This is a genomic window from Almyronema sp., assembly GCF_052168255.1.
Taxonomy (GTDB): domain Bacteria; phylum Cyanobacteriota; class Cyanobacteriia; order Phormidesmidales; family Phormidesmidaceae; genus Sphaerothrix; species Sphaerothrix epifaneia.
In genome coordinates this window covers 125,084-140,738 of the sequence record NZ_JBQLZL010000004.1, presented here as the reverse complement: position 1 = coordinate 140,738, position 15,655 = coordinate 125,084, and the positions used below count along the sequence as shown (strand labels likewise).

Below are 15,655 nucleotides of genomic sequence, written 5' to 3'. Positions count from 1 at the left end.
GGACGTTTTCGTTACGTTGTTGTCGATACTGGCTTTTGGATCTTTGGCAAGAAAGTCTTGTTGCCAATTGGTTTAGCTCACTTTGACTACGATAGAAAACGTATTTATGTAGACGGACTGAGCCGTCAACAAGTTGAAAACTTGCCTGAATATCATCACGATCAAGTTGTCGATGAAGCTCACGAAGATCGCGTCAGAGAGGGCTATCGTCCCCAAGCTCAGCAACGCGCTAAGCGACAGTTCATGGGGCAAACCTACACCCCCAATGACGAGTATTACACAGGCGATCGCACGGTAACCCAACCAACTTCAGGTTTGGCGAATACACCTGCTGAGGCTTCTCAAGAAATGGTCGCTCAGCCCCGCAACCGAGCCGCCTACGCCTATGACCGTGAACCGACTTACTATGGCCTCAGCCAAGAAGATAACCACGAGCAACTCAGACTCTACGAAGAACGCCTGGTAACTCACAAAAATCGGCACAAGGCTGGCGAAGTACAGGTTGGCAAGCGCATTGAAACAAACACAGTAGAAGCCTCTGCCCCGGTTGAAAGTGAACGTGTGGTTATTGAGCGCACCCCGCTCGACACTGCACGTCCGGTCGGCAATACAGCCACTCCTAGCTTCAATGAAGGCGAAGTAGCCCGCATGGAAGTCTACGAAGAAGAAGTCAACATCGAAAAGCAGCCTTTCGTCCGCGAAGAGGTTAACGTCCGCAAGGAAGTGGATCACGACGAGGTTCGCGCTAGAGAAACGGTACGCCGCGAAGAACTAGACGTTCAGACGGATGGCAACCCCACCATCGATCGACGGTAAAAACGGAAATAGCCTAGCCTTACCTGGGGCAATTTTCGATCGGCTAGAGGCGACATCCGCGCCTAAAACAGAGGCAAAGCGCTAGCTACCCCACAAGTTAGACAGCGCCAAAGCGCCAAAGGCAGAGGGCACTACCCTTTGCCTTTTAGCTAGTTGTCTATGGTTGTGGCTGCAGCCGCTTTCAGCCATTGAAGTGTCTCAGCTTTGGTGGCAACAGCTATAAAGGCTTTTTGCAATTTGAGTCGGTCAGCCTGGTTACTAAGACCGTCAAGTCTGCAACCTAGCTCAGCAGGCAATAGAATGGATAGTTTTTAATCATGAATTTTCATCGGCCTATTTCTAAGCGTGAAGATCTATCGAACTCTGAATCCGCTGCAACGCCAATAGATCAGTCGGCAGTAGGCATACCAGATGCCACCGATGACCTTTTAGCCACGGCTAATCCACCCGACCAGTCAGCCAGTACTTCTATTCGGCTTTTGCAAGAGCGACTGAAGGTGGATCGCAAACGTCGCAAAGTGGGTGAAGTCATCGTCCGTAAGGTGGTAGAAACCCGCTTGGTGCAGGTTCCGGTTCGGCGGGAAAAGCTGATTGTGGAACAGGTATCTCCTCAGCATCAGTCACTAGCAGAAATTGATCTCGGTGAAGGCTATGTCAGGGGTTTAGAGATTAGCGCCGACGAATTTGCTCCGTTTGCTGAGCGATCGCCTGAAGCGATCGCCGCTGGTCACTTGCTGACGATTCAATCAGCGGTTTGGCTGCTGCACACGCTGGCTCAGCAAGCTAATCAGGTCTGTCAGCAAATTAACGTTACCCTGTCACTGCGGGTAGGGGCACAAACCGAAACAGTTTACTGTGAATTTGCCACGGCTGTAATAGCGGAGCGATCGCTGGCGGCAATGGCTCCGGCCTTGTTTGAACAATGCAGCAACGTATATTTAGAATTACTTTTAGCAGAGGCCAGCCTACAACCCCAGATGCAAGACTGGTTTAATCGCTACCAGGCGACTCAATCGCCGAGCTAATGGGTCTAGGGGGCTGTGATGGGTAGCAATCTACCAGAACTGGTTTCGAGCCGCTTTTGTGTGCGTTTGGGAGAATTAGCCGACGTTGCCGCTATTGTGCAATACTACACAGCTAATCAAGCCCACTTGCAGCCTTACGAACCCATTCGTAGTGCTGTTTTTTATAGTCAGTGGTACTGGAGCAATGAGGTAGAAGCTCGGGTGCAGCAGTTTTATGCCGACAAATCTTTGCGTCTGTTTATCTTCGAGCGCGATCGCCGCCAAATCATTGGCGTAGTCAATTTTAACTGCATTGTCCGGGGTTTCCGGCAGTCTGCCAGTTTGGGCTATAGCTTAGCGGCTGACAAACAAGGGCAAGGCTATATGAGTGAAGCCCTCAGCCTTGTTCTGCCCTATGCTTTTGAAAATCTAAAATTACGTCGCATCACCGCTGCCTATATGCCGCACAATACCCGCAGCGGTAAGCTGCTACAGCGGATGGGCTTTCGCATTGATGGACGCGCCCATCACTATCTACAAATCAATGGGCGGTGGGAAGATCATATTTTGACCAGTTTGGTCAAATCGGCGTGGCAGTCTCAAACCGAAAGCTGAATTTGGGAGCCTGTCGGCGTTTTAAGAACGTCAATACGAGCCTGAAATGCTTCCCGGAAATGCGGCATATGAGTAACGGTGAGAATGCAGGCAAAATCAGCAGCGATCGCGTTAATAGCGGTAATTAGCCGTTCACAGCCTTCTTGGTCTTGAGTACCAAACCCCTCATCTACAATCAGCATTTGCAACGCTGTGCCCGATCGCTGTGCCAACAACCGGGCGATCGCTAACCGAATGGCAAAATTCACCCGAAACGCCTCGCCACCCGAATAGGTTTCGTAAGGACGGGTGCCCCGCGCATCGGCAATCAAAATATCGAGGGTGTCAATTAGCTTGTTGCGGCTACGACCTGCCCGCTGGGTTAGAAACTGCACATGTAGTTGGTTAGCACTAAGACGACCGAGAATTTGATTCGTTTCAGCTTCGAGCTGGGGTAGCAAATTTTCAATCATCAGCGCTTGAATACCATTGCGGCCAAAGGCATAGGTTAGCTCGGTATAAATTCTGGCCTGACGTTTGGCTTGATCTAGGGCTTGTTGCTGGTGATCGTGCTGCTGCTGCAACTGATCGAACTGATCAAGCTGCTGCTGCAAGCGACCTAGATAAGCTAGTTTTTGGTCGCGCTCAGCTTGTTCGGTTTGCAGTTGTTGTTCTAGGGCGGCGATATCGGGCTGAGGGTCGGGTCGTTGCTGTAGCTGGTGTTCTAAGTTGTTTAGCTGCTCAGCGATGGCGCTGAGTTCTTGCTGGCGATCGCGCTGTAGCTGAGTGAGCTGGGTGAGCCGCTGCCCTACTTGAGGCAATTGCTGCTGGGCTTGCGTGAGTTCTTGCTGGCGTAGCTGCCAAATCTGAGCCTGCTGCAAATCCGTTCGCAAACTTTGGTGTTGTTCAAACGAGTAGCCTGAGGTGGCTAACTGCTGCTCTAGCTGCTGGATTTGCTGACGTTCAGGCGCTTGGCTCAGTGCGGCTAGCTGCTGCTGACAAGCCGCAACTTGAGCCGCTAGTTCAGGCTGCTGACTGAGAAGCTGAGCTTCTCGCCGCCGCGCTTGCTGGAGTTCGGTATGCTTAATTTCGGCCCATCGCAAACGTTCAACCTGGCTACGGGCTAAGGCGTGGTCGCAATCGTCGTAGTCTAGTTCGACTAGCTGAGCATCAATCAGCGCCAGTTCTTCGTGCAGATCGCTGGCAAAGTGCTTTTCTTGCAAACAATGCTCTAGCTGCGATCGCTCTTGCTGAAGCTGATCGAGGCGGGTTTGGGCATCGGTACTAGAACTAAGCTGAACTTGTAGCTGACCACGCCGTTCTAAAATTGGGCCATAGGTAGCCAGTTCTGCCTCAATTTCACGGTATTCACGCCGCAAAATTTGAATTTCTTTTTCAGAAGTCGCTAGCTGTTCGCGAATGACCCAGATTTCGTGCTGCGTCTCTTGATGCTGCTGGCGTTGGTTTTTAACCACATGCTGCCAGTGTTTCGGATCGAGGGGGCGATCGCACACGGGGCAAACGGCCTCAGGAGCCGATAGTAGCTGTAGTTTTTGCTCTAACTGAGCTAGCTGAATTTCGTAGGTACGCTGGTTAGCCTGTAGCCGCTCCATGAAGCTGCGCCGCTCTAAGCCTTTTTCGCGAACCTGTTCTTGATAGTTACGCCGCCGCTCTAGATATTCCACCGCGCAAGCCACGTCCATTACCGCTTGCTGAAGTTGAGGTTGTTGCGACTGCTGTTGCTGAAGCTGCTGCTCAGTGTTTTTAAGTGCTTCTAAACGCGCCATCAGCTGAGCTTGGGTTTGGGCAATTTGCGCCTGCAAGACTTGCCGCTGCTGCAACAAGGGCATCACTTTAAGCTGGGCTTGGTCAAACTGGCTGAGTTGAGCTTGCGCCTGATGCAAACGAATTAGAGCCGCTTCAATCTCAGCAGCCTTAGCCAGACTTTGCTGGGTTTCTTGGAGCTGTTGATTGAGGTTGCTGAGGCTCAGCTCAGCTTGTTGTAGTTGGGTTTCAGCCTGAGCCAAAGCCGCTTGGTAAGGTTGTTGAATCTGGCTGAGCTGGGCTTGAGCCTGCTGGTAAAGCTGAAACTGCCTGTTATACTCGCCGTCTTGCTGCTGTAGTTGGGCGAGCTGCTGACAGCCTGCCGCGATCGCGGCTGCTTGCTCAACAACGAGTTTGAGCTGTTGCTGCTGGGTTTGGAGGCTTTCTAGGTCTGGCGCTAACCGTTGGCAAGCCTGCTGTAAGCTGGCTTGCTGCTGCTGGTATAACTGTTGCTGTTGCTGCCAGCGTTGCCGCTGCTGCTGCTGATCCAGGTAGGCGTCTAGCTGCTGTTGCCACTGCTGCTGTTGTCGCTGACGCTTGGCAAGCTGAGCTTTGAGGTCTTGATAGGCTTGGGCAACACCGCCACGCGCTTGTAGCTGCTGATTGAGCGCGGCCAAACTGGTTTCTAAAAGGTTGACCTGGGCTTTGATGTCGCGAGCCTTTTCTTTGGCTTGTTCGGCTAGCTGGTCGTACTGCCCTAGTTTGAGCAAATCTGCCAAAATTTGCTTGCGCTCACTGGGGCGCTTCAGCATAAACTCGTCGGCTCGTCCCTGGCGCAAATAGGCAGAATTGACAAAGGTTTCGTAGTCAAGTTTGAGATGCTGCTGAATAAGCTGCTGCGTTGCCCGCATGCCACGCTGGGTCAGCGGTCGAAAACCATTTTGAGTTTTGACCTGAAATTCTAAGCTGCTGCTTTGTCCCCTTCGCCGCGCTCGAATCACCCGGTAAGTGTGGGCATGGTGGTCAAAGACAAAGTCTACCTTGGCTTCAGCTTCGCCTAAGTGAATAACATCGTCTTCCGTGGCGGCGCGGCTTTGCCCCCACACTACCCAGGCGATCGCCTCGAGTAAGGAAGACTTACCCGCTCCATTTGGCCCACAAATACAAGCCACATGTAGCCCCCGAAAATCTAAGGTGGCTTGCTGGTAGCTGAGAAAATTGCGAAGGGTGATCTGACGGGGGATCATGGCAGTTTAAAGGATCCATCCTTAACCACCAAGATAGCAGTACAGGCGATCGTTAATACACCCGATCTTTAGTTTATTTGCACTAAATTGCCAATTGCGATCGCCAGTTGCCCTTCCCTCTAGCTATAGCCCCCAGAGGTAAAGCCCCAAATTGCCGCAAGTCTCTTCTATCGCTCTTGACTTAATTGGGGTCAAAGTTTGAGGCTTCGTAGGCTGAAATGACGCAAACACGTTCAAATTGCCGCCTTTTGTCACCCAGCAGACAACACCCGCAACCTCTCTGACGGGGTATCCAGTTGATGGTTTAGAGCTTTTCCCCCATCTGCACTCGCCATAGCCCTGCATAGAGGCCATTGCGCTCTAATAATTCTTCGTGGGTGCCCCATTCAACCAGTTGGCCATATTCCATCACGTAGATCCGGTCAGCGTTGCGAATAGTAGACAGTCGGTGGGCGATCGCAATAGTTGTCCGGTTTTGGGTGATTTTTTCCAGCGATCGCTGAATGGCCGCTTCAGTTTCGTTGTCTACTGCTGAAGTGGCTTCATCCAACACCAAAATGGGCGGATTTTTTAGCACCGCTCTGGCGATCGCAATCCGCTGTCGCTGTCCGCCAGAGAGCTTTTGTCCCCGTTCACCCACAATCGTGTCGTAACCCGACACCAAATTTTCAATAAAATCATGGGCTTCAGCCACCTTAGCCGCCGCCCTAATTGCTTCCCGGCTAGCCCCAAAGCTGCCGTAAGCAATATTTTCAGCCACTGTGCCATGAAACAAAAACACATCCTGGCTGACCAAGCCAATAGCCTGTCGTAAATCTTGCGGATCTAGCGCTTGTAGATTAATCCCATCCAGCGTGATGCGGCCTTGTTGCACTTCGTAAAAGCGCAGCAACAGCTTCACCAGCGTACTTTTACCCGAACCCGTCGAACCGACAATAGCAATCGTTTTACCCGCCGGAATTTTGAGCGTTAAATGCTCAGTAACTGGCTGGCCATTGTCATAAGCAAAGGTGACATCTTCAAAGCGAATATCTCCCTGCACCTGGCTCATCGGCAAACGATGGTTGCCGGGGTGCAGGGTTATGGGCGTATCTAACAGGTTCATCACCCGATTAGTAGACGCCATCGCCCGCTGATATTGATCGAGCGTTTCACCTAGGCGGGTGAGGGGCCACAGCAGCCGTTGGGTGAGAAAAACCAAAACGCTATAAGTACCAACGGCTAGCTGCCCGTCTACGGTAATCAACCCCCCATATAACAGGGTGGCCGTAAACCCAATCAAAATTAAAATCCGAATCAGCGGAATAAAGGCGGCGCTGAGGGCGATCGCTCGCTGGTTACTCTGGCTATAGCCGAGGCTTTCTTGGCAAATGCGATCGCTTTCGTAGGCTTCAGCGGTAAAGCTTTTGATTGTGGTGATGCCAGAAAGGTTGTTAGAAAGGCGGCTGTTGAGCAAACTTACTCGCTCTCGCACTTCGGCATAACGGGGAGCCAGCAGCTTTTGAAAGGCGATCGCCCCCCACATCACAAACGGCATCGGCAACATTGCCATCCAGGCAACGCTGGGCGCTAGCACAAAAAAGACGCCCCCAATAATAATCACCGTGGTGATGACCTGCAAAACTTCGTTAGCACCGCGATCGAGAAAGCGCTCTAGCTGGTTAATATCGTCGTTGAGCACAGACATCAAACTGCCTGTGCTGCGGTTTTCAAAAAAAGCCAGATCGAGATCCTGCAAGTGGTCGTAGGCATTCAGCCGCAGCTTATGCTGAATGTTTTGCGCCAGGTTACGCCAAAGGCGATCGTAAGCATACTCAAAGACAGACTCTAAACTCCAGACAATAAATGTCAGCACCGAAAGCGCTATAAACTGATTGCGAATATCGGTGATGCCATACTGGGCAATTAAAGAATCCTGCTGTTCAACCACCACATCAACCGCCAGACCAATCAGCGCGGGTGGAGCCAGGTCAAACAATTTATTGAGCACTGAGCAGAAACTAGCCTGCCAGATTTGCCCGCGATACTCGCGGCTATAGGTGAAAAGGCGCTGGAGCGGATGAGAAGGGCGAGAAGACATAGCGCTGACTAAGATAGGCATGATCTTTAGTCTAACGACGCCGAGGCCAGACATTGGCAAAGCTGAATCTCAAGCTTTAGGGTTTGTCAGCGATCGCGGCAGCCCTCAAGACATTCAGACAACGCAAATGATGAGGACCGTCTGGTTTGAGGTAGGATCGCTAATGGCGCTAAATAGATATATAGAAACATGGTTGAGCGACCTATTAAAAAATCAGAACGCGCCGATCGCGGCAGCGAAGCAGCTAAAAGCCCGGAAGGCCAGCGCGAAGGCCGCAGCGAAAATCGCCGGGAGCGGGGAGATGACCGCAAAAAGGGCCGTGGCAAAGGGCGTGGTAAAGGACGCGGCGATCGCGAAGAGAAACCAGCCGTACCGCCAGCATTAATGCGTGGCCCCAGGCCCAAGCCCAAAGCCCCTGAACCAGAAGCCGTAGAAACCGCCGAGGCCGAGGCCGAAGTCGCGGCTGAAACCGAAGCTGAAGCCGCAGAAGGTTCCTCTGAAGAAACCTAAAGCAAGCTTGCACAGGCGATCGCAGCGATTTAGCGAGGTTACCCCTCTAGGTTAAACCGTTGCCAGATTTGCTCAAAGCGCTGCGGTTGAGACAGCTTCAAAAACCACAAACCGACTACGGCCACAGCCACTAAAGCCAAGCCCAGCACCAGTCCTCGTCTACCCGATGAGCGTTTAGGTGATCGCGATCGCGTTGCTACAGCGGGCGATCGCGGTGGAGACAAGGGACTCACGCTAGGAGCAGGTTGGCTTGGCCTAGCGGGTCGCTTGTTGGCTTCTGTTTGCAAGCGAGCCAGTCCCTGCAACAGCGGCAACGGCACCTGGTCGGTTCGGCTCCAGTTTTTCAACACGGGTTCGGGCAAACCGCAGAGGTTGACCTGCTGTAGTTTAGACAGTTGCTTTAACAGCGGTTGACTATTAGAAATCAGCACAATCAGCTGATCGCGATGGGTCTGGGCTAGCCCATTGGCGCACTCTAACACCGCGATCGCCTGTCTGGCTCGTTTGCTAAGAGACTGCCCGGTAGCTGGCTCTAAAGCCGCGTGAGCCTGCCGCACCGAACTCACCTGCCAGCCACTAGCCGGATAAAAACGCAAAAACTCTCTAGCCTTGGGTTCTAATGCGGGATCAGGAGCGCGATCGCAGAGAAATTTCATCTCTTCAAGCACAACCTCTGGCAAGCAGCATTCGCCCAGTGGCCCATACTGCTGCCATTGGCGCAAACTACCCGCTAGCAGCGCAGAGGTGTCAAATAAAAGTCGATAAACAGGAGTCTCTGCCATAGTGCTAAAGCATAGCGCCAATCCCCAACCGTCCGGCTAAGCCAGGTGACAGCGGCAGCAAGGTCGCCAGCATCAAAAATAGCGCCAGCAGCCCCAAAGCGGCGCGGGCATCGTCCGGTTCACTCAAATCATTCAAACAAGGACGCTCTAGGTTACGTTGTAAAAACAAAATCAAAACCGCCCAATAAAGCGCCAGTGGGTTAACAAACGAAACCAGCGCCAGCACCACCAGCGTCACAATCGTCATCCGTCCGGCAACCTTGCGACCATAAACCGCCTGCACAACGCGGCCACCATCCAACTGTCCAGCAGGCATAAGGTTAATCGCATTAATCACCAACCCCAGCCAGCCCAACAGCACCAGCGGATGCACATCTACCAGACTTTGTTGCACAGCCGTTCCCAGCATGACCCGTGCTAAAGCCCCCACCAAAATAGAGCCTTGAAAAAAGCCTGCAGGAATTTGAAATAAGCTGCCTGGATGAGAAAGCCCCAACCCCAACAGCAACATCGCCAGCGACAACAGCCCACCTACTGCTGGCCCAGCCAAGGCAATGTCAAACAAAACCGTACGATTAGGCAACAGCGACTCAAAGCGAGTTAACGCCCCAAAAGAACCAATTTGCCAAGCAGGTAAGAAAAAGGGCGGACTGGTTTTAACTTGATAGCGCTGGGCTTGGAAAAAATGTCCCAATTCGTGCACTACCAAAATTGCCAAAATTCCCAGCGCCAAAGGCAGCACTTCTGCCCAGCGGTTGACTTCTTGAAAAAAGTCAAACCCCAGCAAAATACCGCTGGTTTCTAAACTCGTCGCCAGGGTGGCGACAGCCAACGCTACACACAAGACCTTTTGAGCCGTCGTTGTTGGCTGAGGTTCGGTGCTGCTTGGCAATACAATCACAACGGGTCGATCTTCTGGCCCTTCTAGCAAAAACAACCGATAGCGATCGCTGAGCCGCTCGGACAATAGCTCCGCCAGCTTAGTGGCAGTTGCTTCTGGCTCTCCCCGCAGGTTGCCTTTGAAAATGGCTCCTTCTTGATAGGGAATGGTTTCAGTCCGAAAAAACGTATCAATGCCAAAAATACCTTCGATCTGACTTAGTTCTGCAGCGGGGATGGCGGTAAAGGTGGATTCATTCGAGGCAGTTGTTGCCTCTGGGGTGGATGAGTCTGCCTGCGGCCCAGTAGACGCTACTGCTTCATCATCATCAGCGATCGCGGCAAAGCTTGAGGCACGCTTAGCGGCTAACTCATCGCTGCCTAAACGGCGCAAGCGGCGACCTAGATAAATGTAGAGTCCGGCAGAAATCAGCACCAACAGCAACACACCCGCCAGATTAATGTAAATGCCAGCAGCAAACAGGCCAAAAAAGAACAGCCAAGGAGCCATCAACACCACCGACTGTAACCAGGCCAAAATGCCCAGCTTGCCGTAAGGTCGAACCCGAATAAACCCCCAGACTAAAATAGCGATCGCCGCTAGCAAAATTAAAAACGTGATCATTTACTCGTTTTGGCTAAAAACAACCCATAGAAATTGAGTAGGTATGTGTTTTCTATCCTCACTCGCAACGCCCAGGGATGCAACTGTCTCTGGGCTGTCATTCTGCAGGTGAAGCGATCGCGGCTGCAGACAAAATTTTTGCCAGGGCTACGCGAACCGATTGCGGCTGGTAGCCCAAGGCCAAAGCACGGCTGCTATCAAGAGAAACGTCTTGCGGACGCGGCGCTGGCATTGCAACTTGCGATCGCAAACTGGCCGTCAAACGCGTTTCCGGTAGGTTGAGCACGCCTGCCAAAAGCCGACCAAAGTCATACCGTGAAAGCCGCTCAGTGCCGCCCAAATGCAAAATCCCCGACGTTTGCAACGCCAGCAGCAACCCCTCAGCCGCACAGGTCACGCTAACGGGGGTGCGAAATTCATCCGTAAACAAACATAAAGGCTCTGCTTGTTGCAGCTTGCTGACAAACGCTGATAAAAAGCAACTGGCTGTCGGCGTCGCCGCCCCATAGAGTAGCGGCAGGCGGCATACCGTTGCTAGCGGATAAGCAGCCAGAATCGCCGCTTCGGCGATCGCTTTTTGTACCCCATAATGACTAAGCGGCGTAGGGGCATCAGCTTCGCCGTAAGGCGCTGCTTCGCCATTAAAAACCAAGTCCGTCGAGGTAAACACATAAGGAATTTGAGCCTCGGCACAAAGCTGAGCCAAGCGAACAGCCGCCGTTACATTGATCGGATAGGTTATCTCTGGCTGACGCTGGCAAACATGGGGTTTAGACTGGGCGGCTGTATGAATAACCGCATCTGGCTGGACGGCCTGCAGCAAAGCTGCGATCGCGGCTAAATCTGCTAGATTCAGCGGCTGTAGCGAAATTCCGGCCAAGCGAGGACACTGCCGATAATAAGTCCCCCACACCTGCCACCCCCTAGCCTGGGCTAGCTCACAAACATAACTGCCCAAAAAGCCGCTTGCCCCCGTCACCAAGAGTTTCGCCATCCGCTCTATCTTGTGCTTAATTTGTCCTATTCCCTCTAGGATAAGTCAAGGATTTGTCGCCGCCGCTCTGCATCAGACCGCTTACGTTTCAGCCCTTGCCCCATTGACTATGACCGAAAATCTTTCTTCCTCAACCTCAGAACCCGTTGACTCGTCTGCCGACAAAACCCCCAGCCCCGTTGAAGCGGCAGCCAATAACCAGCTCCCGGCTGAGCCTGTTGCCGCCGAAGACGAAGAACCAACCCCAATTACAACCCCAACGGCTGAAGCGGCTGAAGAAGATAGTGCAGCAGCTTTAGAGGCCGCAGAAACTGATAGCCCCCCGCTGGCTATAGCCAGCTCCTCGCCGATCTCAGCCACCAGCCAAACCTCTGCTAACGTCGTTGTCCTCGTGGCCGTTGTCATCTTGCTGGCGGGGCTGATTTTAGACGACTTTTGGCTAACCCTAGCAGGTTCGCTAGTCACTACCACCATCTCGTTTCGGCTGGTTTGGCCCTCCATCAGCGCTTTTTTAACGGAAATTTCCAGCCAGCAGCAGGCGTTGTTGATTGCTTTACCCAGTTCACTGCTAGGTTTGGTCGGGTTAATGCAAATTAGTGGCTTCAATGCCCGGATTTTGGCTTGGGGACGCGGCATTCGCTGGGACGTAGTAGGCGCAATTGGCGACTTTTTTGGTGCATTTGGTCAGATCTTCATCGCCGTGTTAGCAGTTTATGTCGCGTGGCGGCAGTATGTCATTTCGCGCGATCTAACCGTGCAGCAAAACCGGATTACTCAGCAGCAAACGATTGACGCCTATTTTCAAGGCATCTCTGACCTAGTATTAGACGATGAAGGACTCTTAGAAGACTGGCCGCAAGAACGGGCGATCGCCGAAGCACGTACGGCTGCTATTTTGAGTAGCATCGACGCCTTTGGCAAAGCCAAAATTATTCGCTTTTTATCGCGATCGCGTTTGCTTACACCGCTAAAGCGCGACACTCGCTTGGGTCGCCCCATTCTTGATGGCACAGGGGGCTATGCCGAAGATCGCCAATGCGGCACCCGTGTGATTGACTTAGGCGTCATGCTAGCCGCTAGCGATTTATCAGGTAGTGACCTGCGCTGGAGCGATCTCAGCGATGCCAATTTGGTTAGAGCCAATCTTCAAAAGGGCGACCTAGTACGAGCCAATCTAGCCCGATCCATTCTTTATGAAGCCAATTTGGCAGGCGCTGACCTCATGGGTGCTCGTTTTTTTTATGGCTCTTTAGAAACCGCCTCACCCCGGAGCCGTACCGAACCACCCAACTACCTCACAGGTGCCCAAACCGGAGCCGTAGTCGAAGGAGCAAACTTTACGGGCGTACAGCGGATGTCTGAAACCCAGCGGCACTACTGCTGCGCCTGGTGCGGTAGCCGCAGTCGCCCGACGATTCCAGGTGGCTGCGAAGATGTACCCAACTTATTAGGCCGATAAATAGCGACGGTTAAACCCCACAGACTTAGCTGCCAGGTTGAATCAACTGACGACCATTTTTTAGGGACTGAATAGGCACCTCACCATAAAGATTGCGTATAGCCAGCGGAATCTTACGCCAATCGCAATTCGTCTTGGGCTATGGGTAAAGTAAACACAGTGATCATCATCGAGCATGGCCAGTTCCTCTTCTCTTAAGCGTCAAAGCAAGCAAAAAAGCTCAAAGCAAGTTTCAGAGGAAACCTCCACACTCAGCGCCAAAGAACTTAAAGCCCAGCAGCGACAAGCCAAGAAAGCGCGGGATGCCCTGATTGCCTATACGCTTGCCGCCTGTGCTGCCTGTTCTTTTGTGGGGCTGATCATTAGCTTAATTGTCGATCCCGTGTTGGGCATAGGCGCAGGGTTTGGCCTTCTGTGTCTTAGCTTGTCGTTTCGCTATCCTCGCTTAGCGGTATACGCCTTTGTGGCTTATATCCCCTTCTCCGGCACGATTACCTATGCTTTGGGGGGTAGCTCTATTCTGCAATTAGCCAAAGATGCTTTCTACATTCCGGCAGCGATCGCCGTTATGCAGTTTTGCCGTCGCAAGGGCTTACCGTTTGTCATTCCCAAATCGTTAAAGCTAGCCCTGACGCTGCTGCTGCTGCTAACTACAATGACGCTTTTATTCGTCAATGTGCCGCAGCAGTTTAGCAGTGGCGATCAGGCTATTTTGATTGGCATTTTAGGGCTTAAGACCCTGGTGGGTTACCTATTCGTTATCCCCTGCATTTACTATCTGCTGCGCAATCGGGAAGACCTCTACTTTATTTTGCGATTGCAAGTGGTTTTAATTTTGGTGGCCTGCTCTTTGGGATTGGTGCAATATTTCATGCTCAAAACTGGCATTTGCGAAGGCACCACCGGGTCAGGGGCTGATCTATTCAAAGCTTCGCTCAAAGCCCGCTGTTTTGTGGGCGGTTCGCTGCTGTACACCCCCTCCCAAGGACAAATTCGCCTCCCCGGTACTTTCGTTGCGCCCTGGCAGTGGGGCTGGTTTTTAATTTCGTCAGCTTTCTTTAGCTTTGGCACAGCCTTTAGCGATCGCTCACCCCTGTGGCGCACAGTAGGACTGGTTTCGATGGTGGCTGTTTTTATCATGGCCGTCATCTCAGGGCAGCGGATTGCTTTGATGCTCGTCCCCACCACCGTCGTTATTTTGGCCTTTTTAACGGGTCAAGTTGCCAACCTCAAACGTTTTGTGCCTGTAGGCATTGGCTTGGCTTTAATTCTTACTTTCTTAGCCATTCGCAACCCAGAAGTTATTCAAGCCCGACTCAACAGCTTTCAAAGCCGTTGGGATGCCTCTCCCCCACACCTCTTTATTCGCAACCAGTTTTTGTGGGTGATGAATGAGCAGCAGGGCATTCTAGGCAGAGGCGTAGGACGAGCCACCAACGCTGCCCGTATTTTTGGCGAAGTTGAACTGATAGAAACCTATCATCCTAAAGTTTGCTTTGAAATCGGCTGGTTGGGATTGTTTGCTTTGCTCATTCTCTACACCGTCCTCACAGTAGCCACCTTTAGAGCCTACCGCTCCACCAAAGAAAAAAACCTACGTGGCTATGCAGCTTCGATGTGGGTTTTTGTTTTGTTTATTAGCTATTTTCCCTACTACTATCCGCTGGATGTGGATCCGGTCAACGTCTATTACTGGCTAGCAGCGGGCATTGCTCTAAAAATTCCTGAAATTGACCAGCGAGAGCGTCTGCAAGCCAGCCTTGAAGATCCTATCCAGAGTGGCAAAGCAGCTAAGAAGCTCAAATCGAAGAAGATGGTGGACTTTACCTAACCAGGCAAGGAGATTGCATTGTGACCAGCCCTTTTATTTCTGTCATCGTCCCCACCTACGGGCGAGAAGCCGTACTTTGCGCAACCTTAAAAAATACTCTGGCGCAACAGTATCCCGCCTATGAAGTGATTGTGGTCGATCAAACCCGCCACCACCAGCCCGAAACAGAAGCCCTGCTAAAAAAACTCGCCGCTGAAGGCAAAATTCAGTTGTATCAGGTGGAGTGGGCGAGTTTACCGGCTGCCCGTAACTACGCCGTTGAACGAGCCGTCGGCGACATTATTCTTTTTATCGACGATGATGTCGAACTTCCAGAGGGGTATCTGCAAGCGCACGCTCAGGTATACACCGATAGACCTGATGTTGGAGCAGTGGCTGGCCGCGTTTTTGATCGCATGAAGCTAGCAGATGCTCGGCCTGACTTACAGATTACCGACCTGCCACCCCAGGCGATGGATCCGGGCATTGCCTGGTATTACATTGATCTGGTGCATACCATTAAGCCTCAGCAGGTACTCACCGCTCGAGGCTGCAACATGTCTTTTCGGCGGCTGTTATTTGAGCGACACCAACTCCGCTTTGATGAACGCTTTCGTGGCAGTGCCGTCCGGGAAGAGTCCGACTTTTGTCTGCGTATTCGCCAAACGGGTTATAAGATCTGGTATTCACCAACTGCGCATTTAATCCATTTGGGCGAAGAAACAGGCGGCTGTCACGATATTAGTACGCGTTCTTTAGCCTATCAAATCACCTTTTATCACAATCACTTTTTGATGGCGCTCAAAAATTTGACGCCGCTGCAGGTGCTACGTCTGGCTGGGCGGCTATTTGATTGCCACGTTTTAGGCCATCCCCCTTGTAACAAAAGCGGTTCTCCGCTCAAAGTCATGAGTCGTTTCGGGTTTTATAGCTTGGGCTTTTTAGATGCCGTGGGCACGCTAATCAAGACGGGTAATCAAGAGCGGGTTTATACTCAGCCCCAATCCATGCCCGCCTGCATCTCTTCCCAAAACCAAAGCCAAAAAGAATTGGTTTAAGCCAGTCGTGCTGCTCTTAAATGAATGCGTAAA

The 15,655-nt window shown here is 52.0% G+C and carries 12 protein-coding genes; 7 read left to right on the top strand and 5 right to left on the bottom strand.

Going from position 1 to position 15,655, the window contains the following annotated elements:
• The 3 genes from ACTS3T_RS01135 to ACTS3T_RS01125 all read left to right on the top strand — a co-directional run.
• The coding region (locus ACTS3T_RS01135) for a DUF2382 domain-containing protein (RefSeq protein WP_462934625.1) at positions 1-816 on the top strand (816 nt) is incomplete at its 5' end.
• Positions 817-1,133: 317 nt separating this feature from the next.
• Complete coding sequence (locus tag ACTS3T_RS01130) at positions 1,134-1,841, top strand: YsnF/AvaK domain-containing protein (protein ID WP_377965269.1); 708 nt, start codon at positions 1,134-1,136, stop codon at positions 1,839-1,841.
• A gap of 18 nt (positions 1,842-1,859) precedes the next feature.
• Positions 1,860-2,435 carry a GNAT family N-acetyltransferase gene (locus tag ACTS3T_RS01125; protein WP_377965271.1) on the top strand — a complete coding sequence of 192 codons (576 nt, stop codon included), beginning with the start codon at positions 1,860-1,862 and terminating at the stop codon, positions 2,433-2,435.
• Here ACTS3T_RS01125 and sbcC read toward each other — a convergent pair.
• Together sbcC and ACTS3T_RS01115 are read right to left on the bottom strand one after the other, a co-directional pair.
• Entirely contained in the window at positions 2,420-5,425 is a 3,006-nt protein-coding gene (sbcC, locus tag ACTS3T_RS01120; RefSeq protein WP_377965273.1) for an exonuclease subunit SbcC, read from the bottom strand. The two genes, ACTS3T_RS01125 and sbcC, sit on opposite strands and share 16 nt — an antisense overlap.
• 304 nt (positions 5,426-5,729) lie before the next feature.
• Positions 5,730-7,505 (bottom strand): ABC transporter ATP-binding protein, encoded by a 1,776-nt coding sequence (locus tag ACTS3T_RS01115; RefSeq protein ID WP_377965275.1) that lies wholly within the window; start codon positions 7,503-7,505, stop codon positions 5,730-5,732.
• 189 nt (positions 7,506-7,694) lie between these two features.
• Here ACTS3T_RS01115 and ACTS3T_RS01110 point away from each other — a divergent pair, with 189 nt between their 5' ends.
• Positions 7,695-8,015 (top strand): hypothetical protein, encoded by a 321-nt coding sequence (locus ACTS3T_RS01110; protein WP_377965277.1) that lies wholly within the window; start codon positions 7,695-7,697, stop codon positions 8,013-8,015.
• A 38-nt stretch (positions 8,016-8,053) separates the two neighbouring features.
• Here the strand turns inward: ACTS3T_RS01110 and ACTS3T_RS01105 are convergent, their stop codons facing one another.
• The 3 genes from ACTS3T_RS01105 to ACTS3T_RS01095 form a co-directional block, all read right to left on the bottom strand.
• Positions 8,054-8,797: a PIN domain-containing protein gene (locus tag ACTS3T_RS01105; RefSeq protein WP_377965279.1), complete on the bottom strand. Its 744-nt coding sequence runs from the start codon at positions 8,795-8,797 to the stop codon at positions 8,054-8,056.
• Positions 8,798-8,801: 4 nt separating this feature from the next.
• Positions 8,802-10,301: a site-2 protease family protein gene (locus ACTS3T_RS01100; protein ID WP_377965281.1), complete on the bottom strand. Its 1,500-nt coding sequence runs from the start codon at positions 10,299-10,301 to the stop codon at positions 8,802-8,804.
• 97 nt (positions 10,302-10,398) lie between these two features.
• The gene (locus ACTS3T_RS01095; protein ID WP_377965283.1) at positions 10,399-11,295 is read right to left on the bottom strand and encodes an SDR family oxidoreductase; all 897 of its coding nucleotides are present in this window, start codon (positions 11,293-11,295) and stop codon (positions 10,399-10,401) included.
• Positions 11,296-11,404: 109 nt separating this feature from the next.
• On the opposite strand from ACTS3T_RS01095, the gene ACTS3T_RS01090 reads away from it, so the two are divergent.
• From ACTS3T_RS01090 to hpsN, 3 genes are all read left to right on the top strand, one after another.
• Entirely contained in the window at positions 11,405-12,754 is a 1,350-nt protein-coding gene (locus tag ACTS3T_RS01090) for a pentapeptide repeat-containing protein (protein WP_377965285.1), read from the top strand.
• 175 nt (positions 12,755-12,929) lie between these two features.
• Complete coding sequence (gene hpsL / locus ACTS3T_RS01085; protein WP_377965287.1) at positions 12,930-14,585, top strand: hormogonium polysaccharide biosynthesis protein HpsL; 1,656 nt, start codon at positions 12,930-12,932, stop codon at positions 14,583-14,585.
• A 20-nt stretch (positions 14,586-14,605) separates the two neighbouring features.
• Positions 14,606-15,622: a hormogonium polysaccharide biosynthesis glycosyltransferase HpsN gene (gene hpsN / locus ACTS3T_RS01080; protein ID WP_377965288.1), complete on the top strand. Its 1,017-nt coding sequence runs from the start codon at positions 14,606-14,608 to the stop codon at positions 15,620-15,622.
• The last annotated feature ends 33 nt before the right edge of the window (positions 15,623-15,655 follow it).

Bases quoted from the DNA above. Each gene is read 5' to 3' on its own strand.
- ACTS3T_RS01130 (WP_377965269.1), top strand. From the start codon at position 1,134: ATGAATTTTCATCGGCCTATTTCTAAGCGTGAAGATCTATCGAACTCT.
- ACTS3T_RS01125 (WP_377965271.1), top strand. From the start codon at position 1,860: ATGGGTAGCAATCTACCAGAACTGGTTTCGAGCCGCTTTTGTGTGCGT.
- sbcC (WP_377965273.1), bottom strand. From the start codon at position 5,425: ATGATCCCCCGTCAGATCACCCTTCGCAATTTTCTCAGCTACCAGCAA.
- ACTS3T_RS01115 (WP_377965275.1), bottom strand. From the start codon at position 7,505: ATGTCTTCTCGCCCTTCTCATCCGCTCCAGCGCCTTTTCACCTATAGC.
- ACTS3T_RS01110 (WP_377965277.1), top strand. From the start codon at position 7,695: ATGGTTGAGCGACCTATTAAAAAATCAGAACGCGCCGATCGCGGCAGC.
- ACTS3T_RS01105 (WP_377965279.1), bottom strand. From the start codon at position 8,797: ATGGCAGAGACTCCTGTTTATCGACTTTTATTTGACACCTCTGCGCTG.
- ACTS3T_RS01100 (WP_377965281.1), bottom strand. From the start codon at position 10,301: ATGATCACGTTTTTAATTTTGCTAGCGGCGATCGCTATTTTAGTCTGG.
- ACTS3T_RS01095 (WP_377965283.1), bottom strand. From the start codon at position 11,295: ATGGCGAAACTCTTGGTGACGGGGGCAAGCGGCTTTTTGGGCAGTTAT.
- ACTS3T_RS01090 (WP_377965285.1), top strand. From the start codon at position 11,405: ATGACCGAAAATCTTTCTTCCTCAACCTCAGAACCCGTTGACTCGTCT.
- hpsL (WP_377965287.1), top strand. From the start codon at position 12,930: ATGGCCAGTTCCTCTTCTCTTAAGCGTCAAAGCAAGCAAAAAAGCTCA.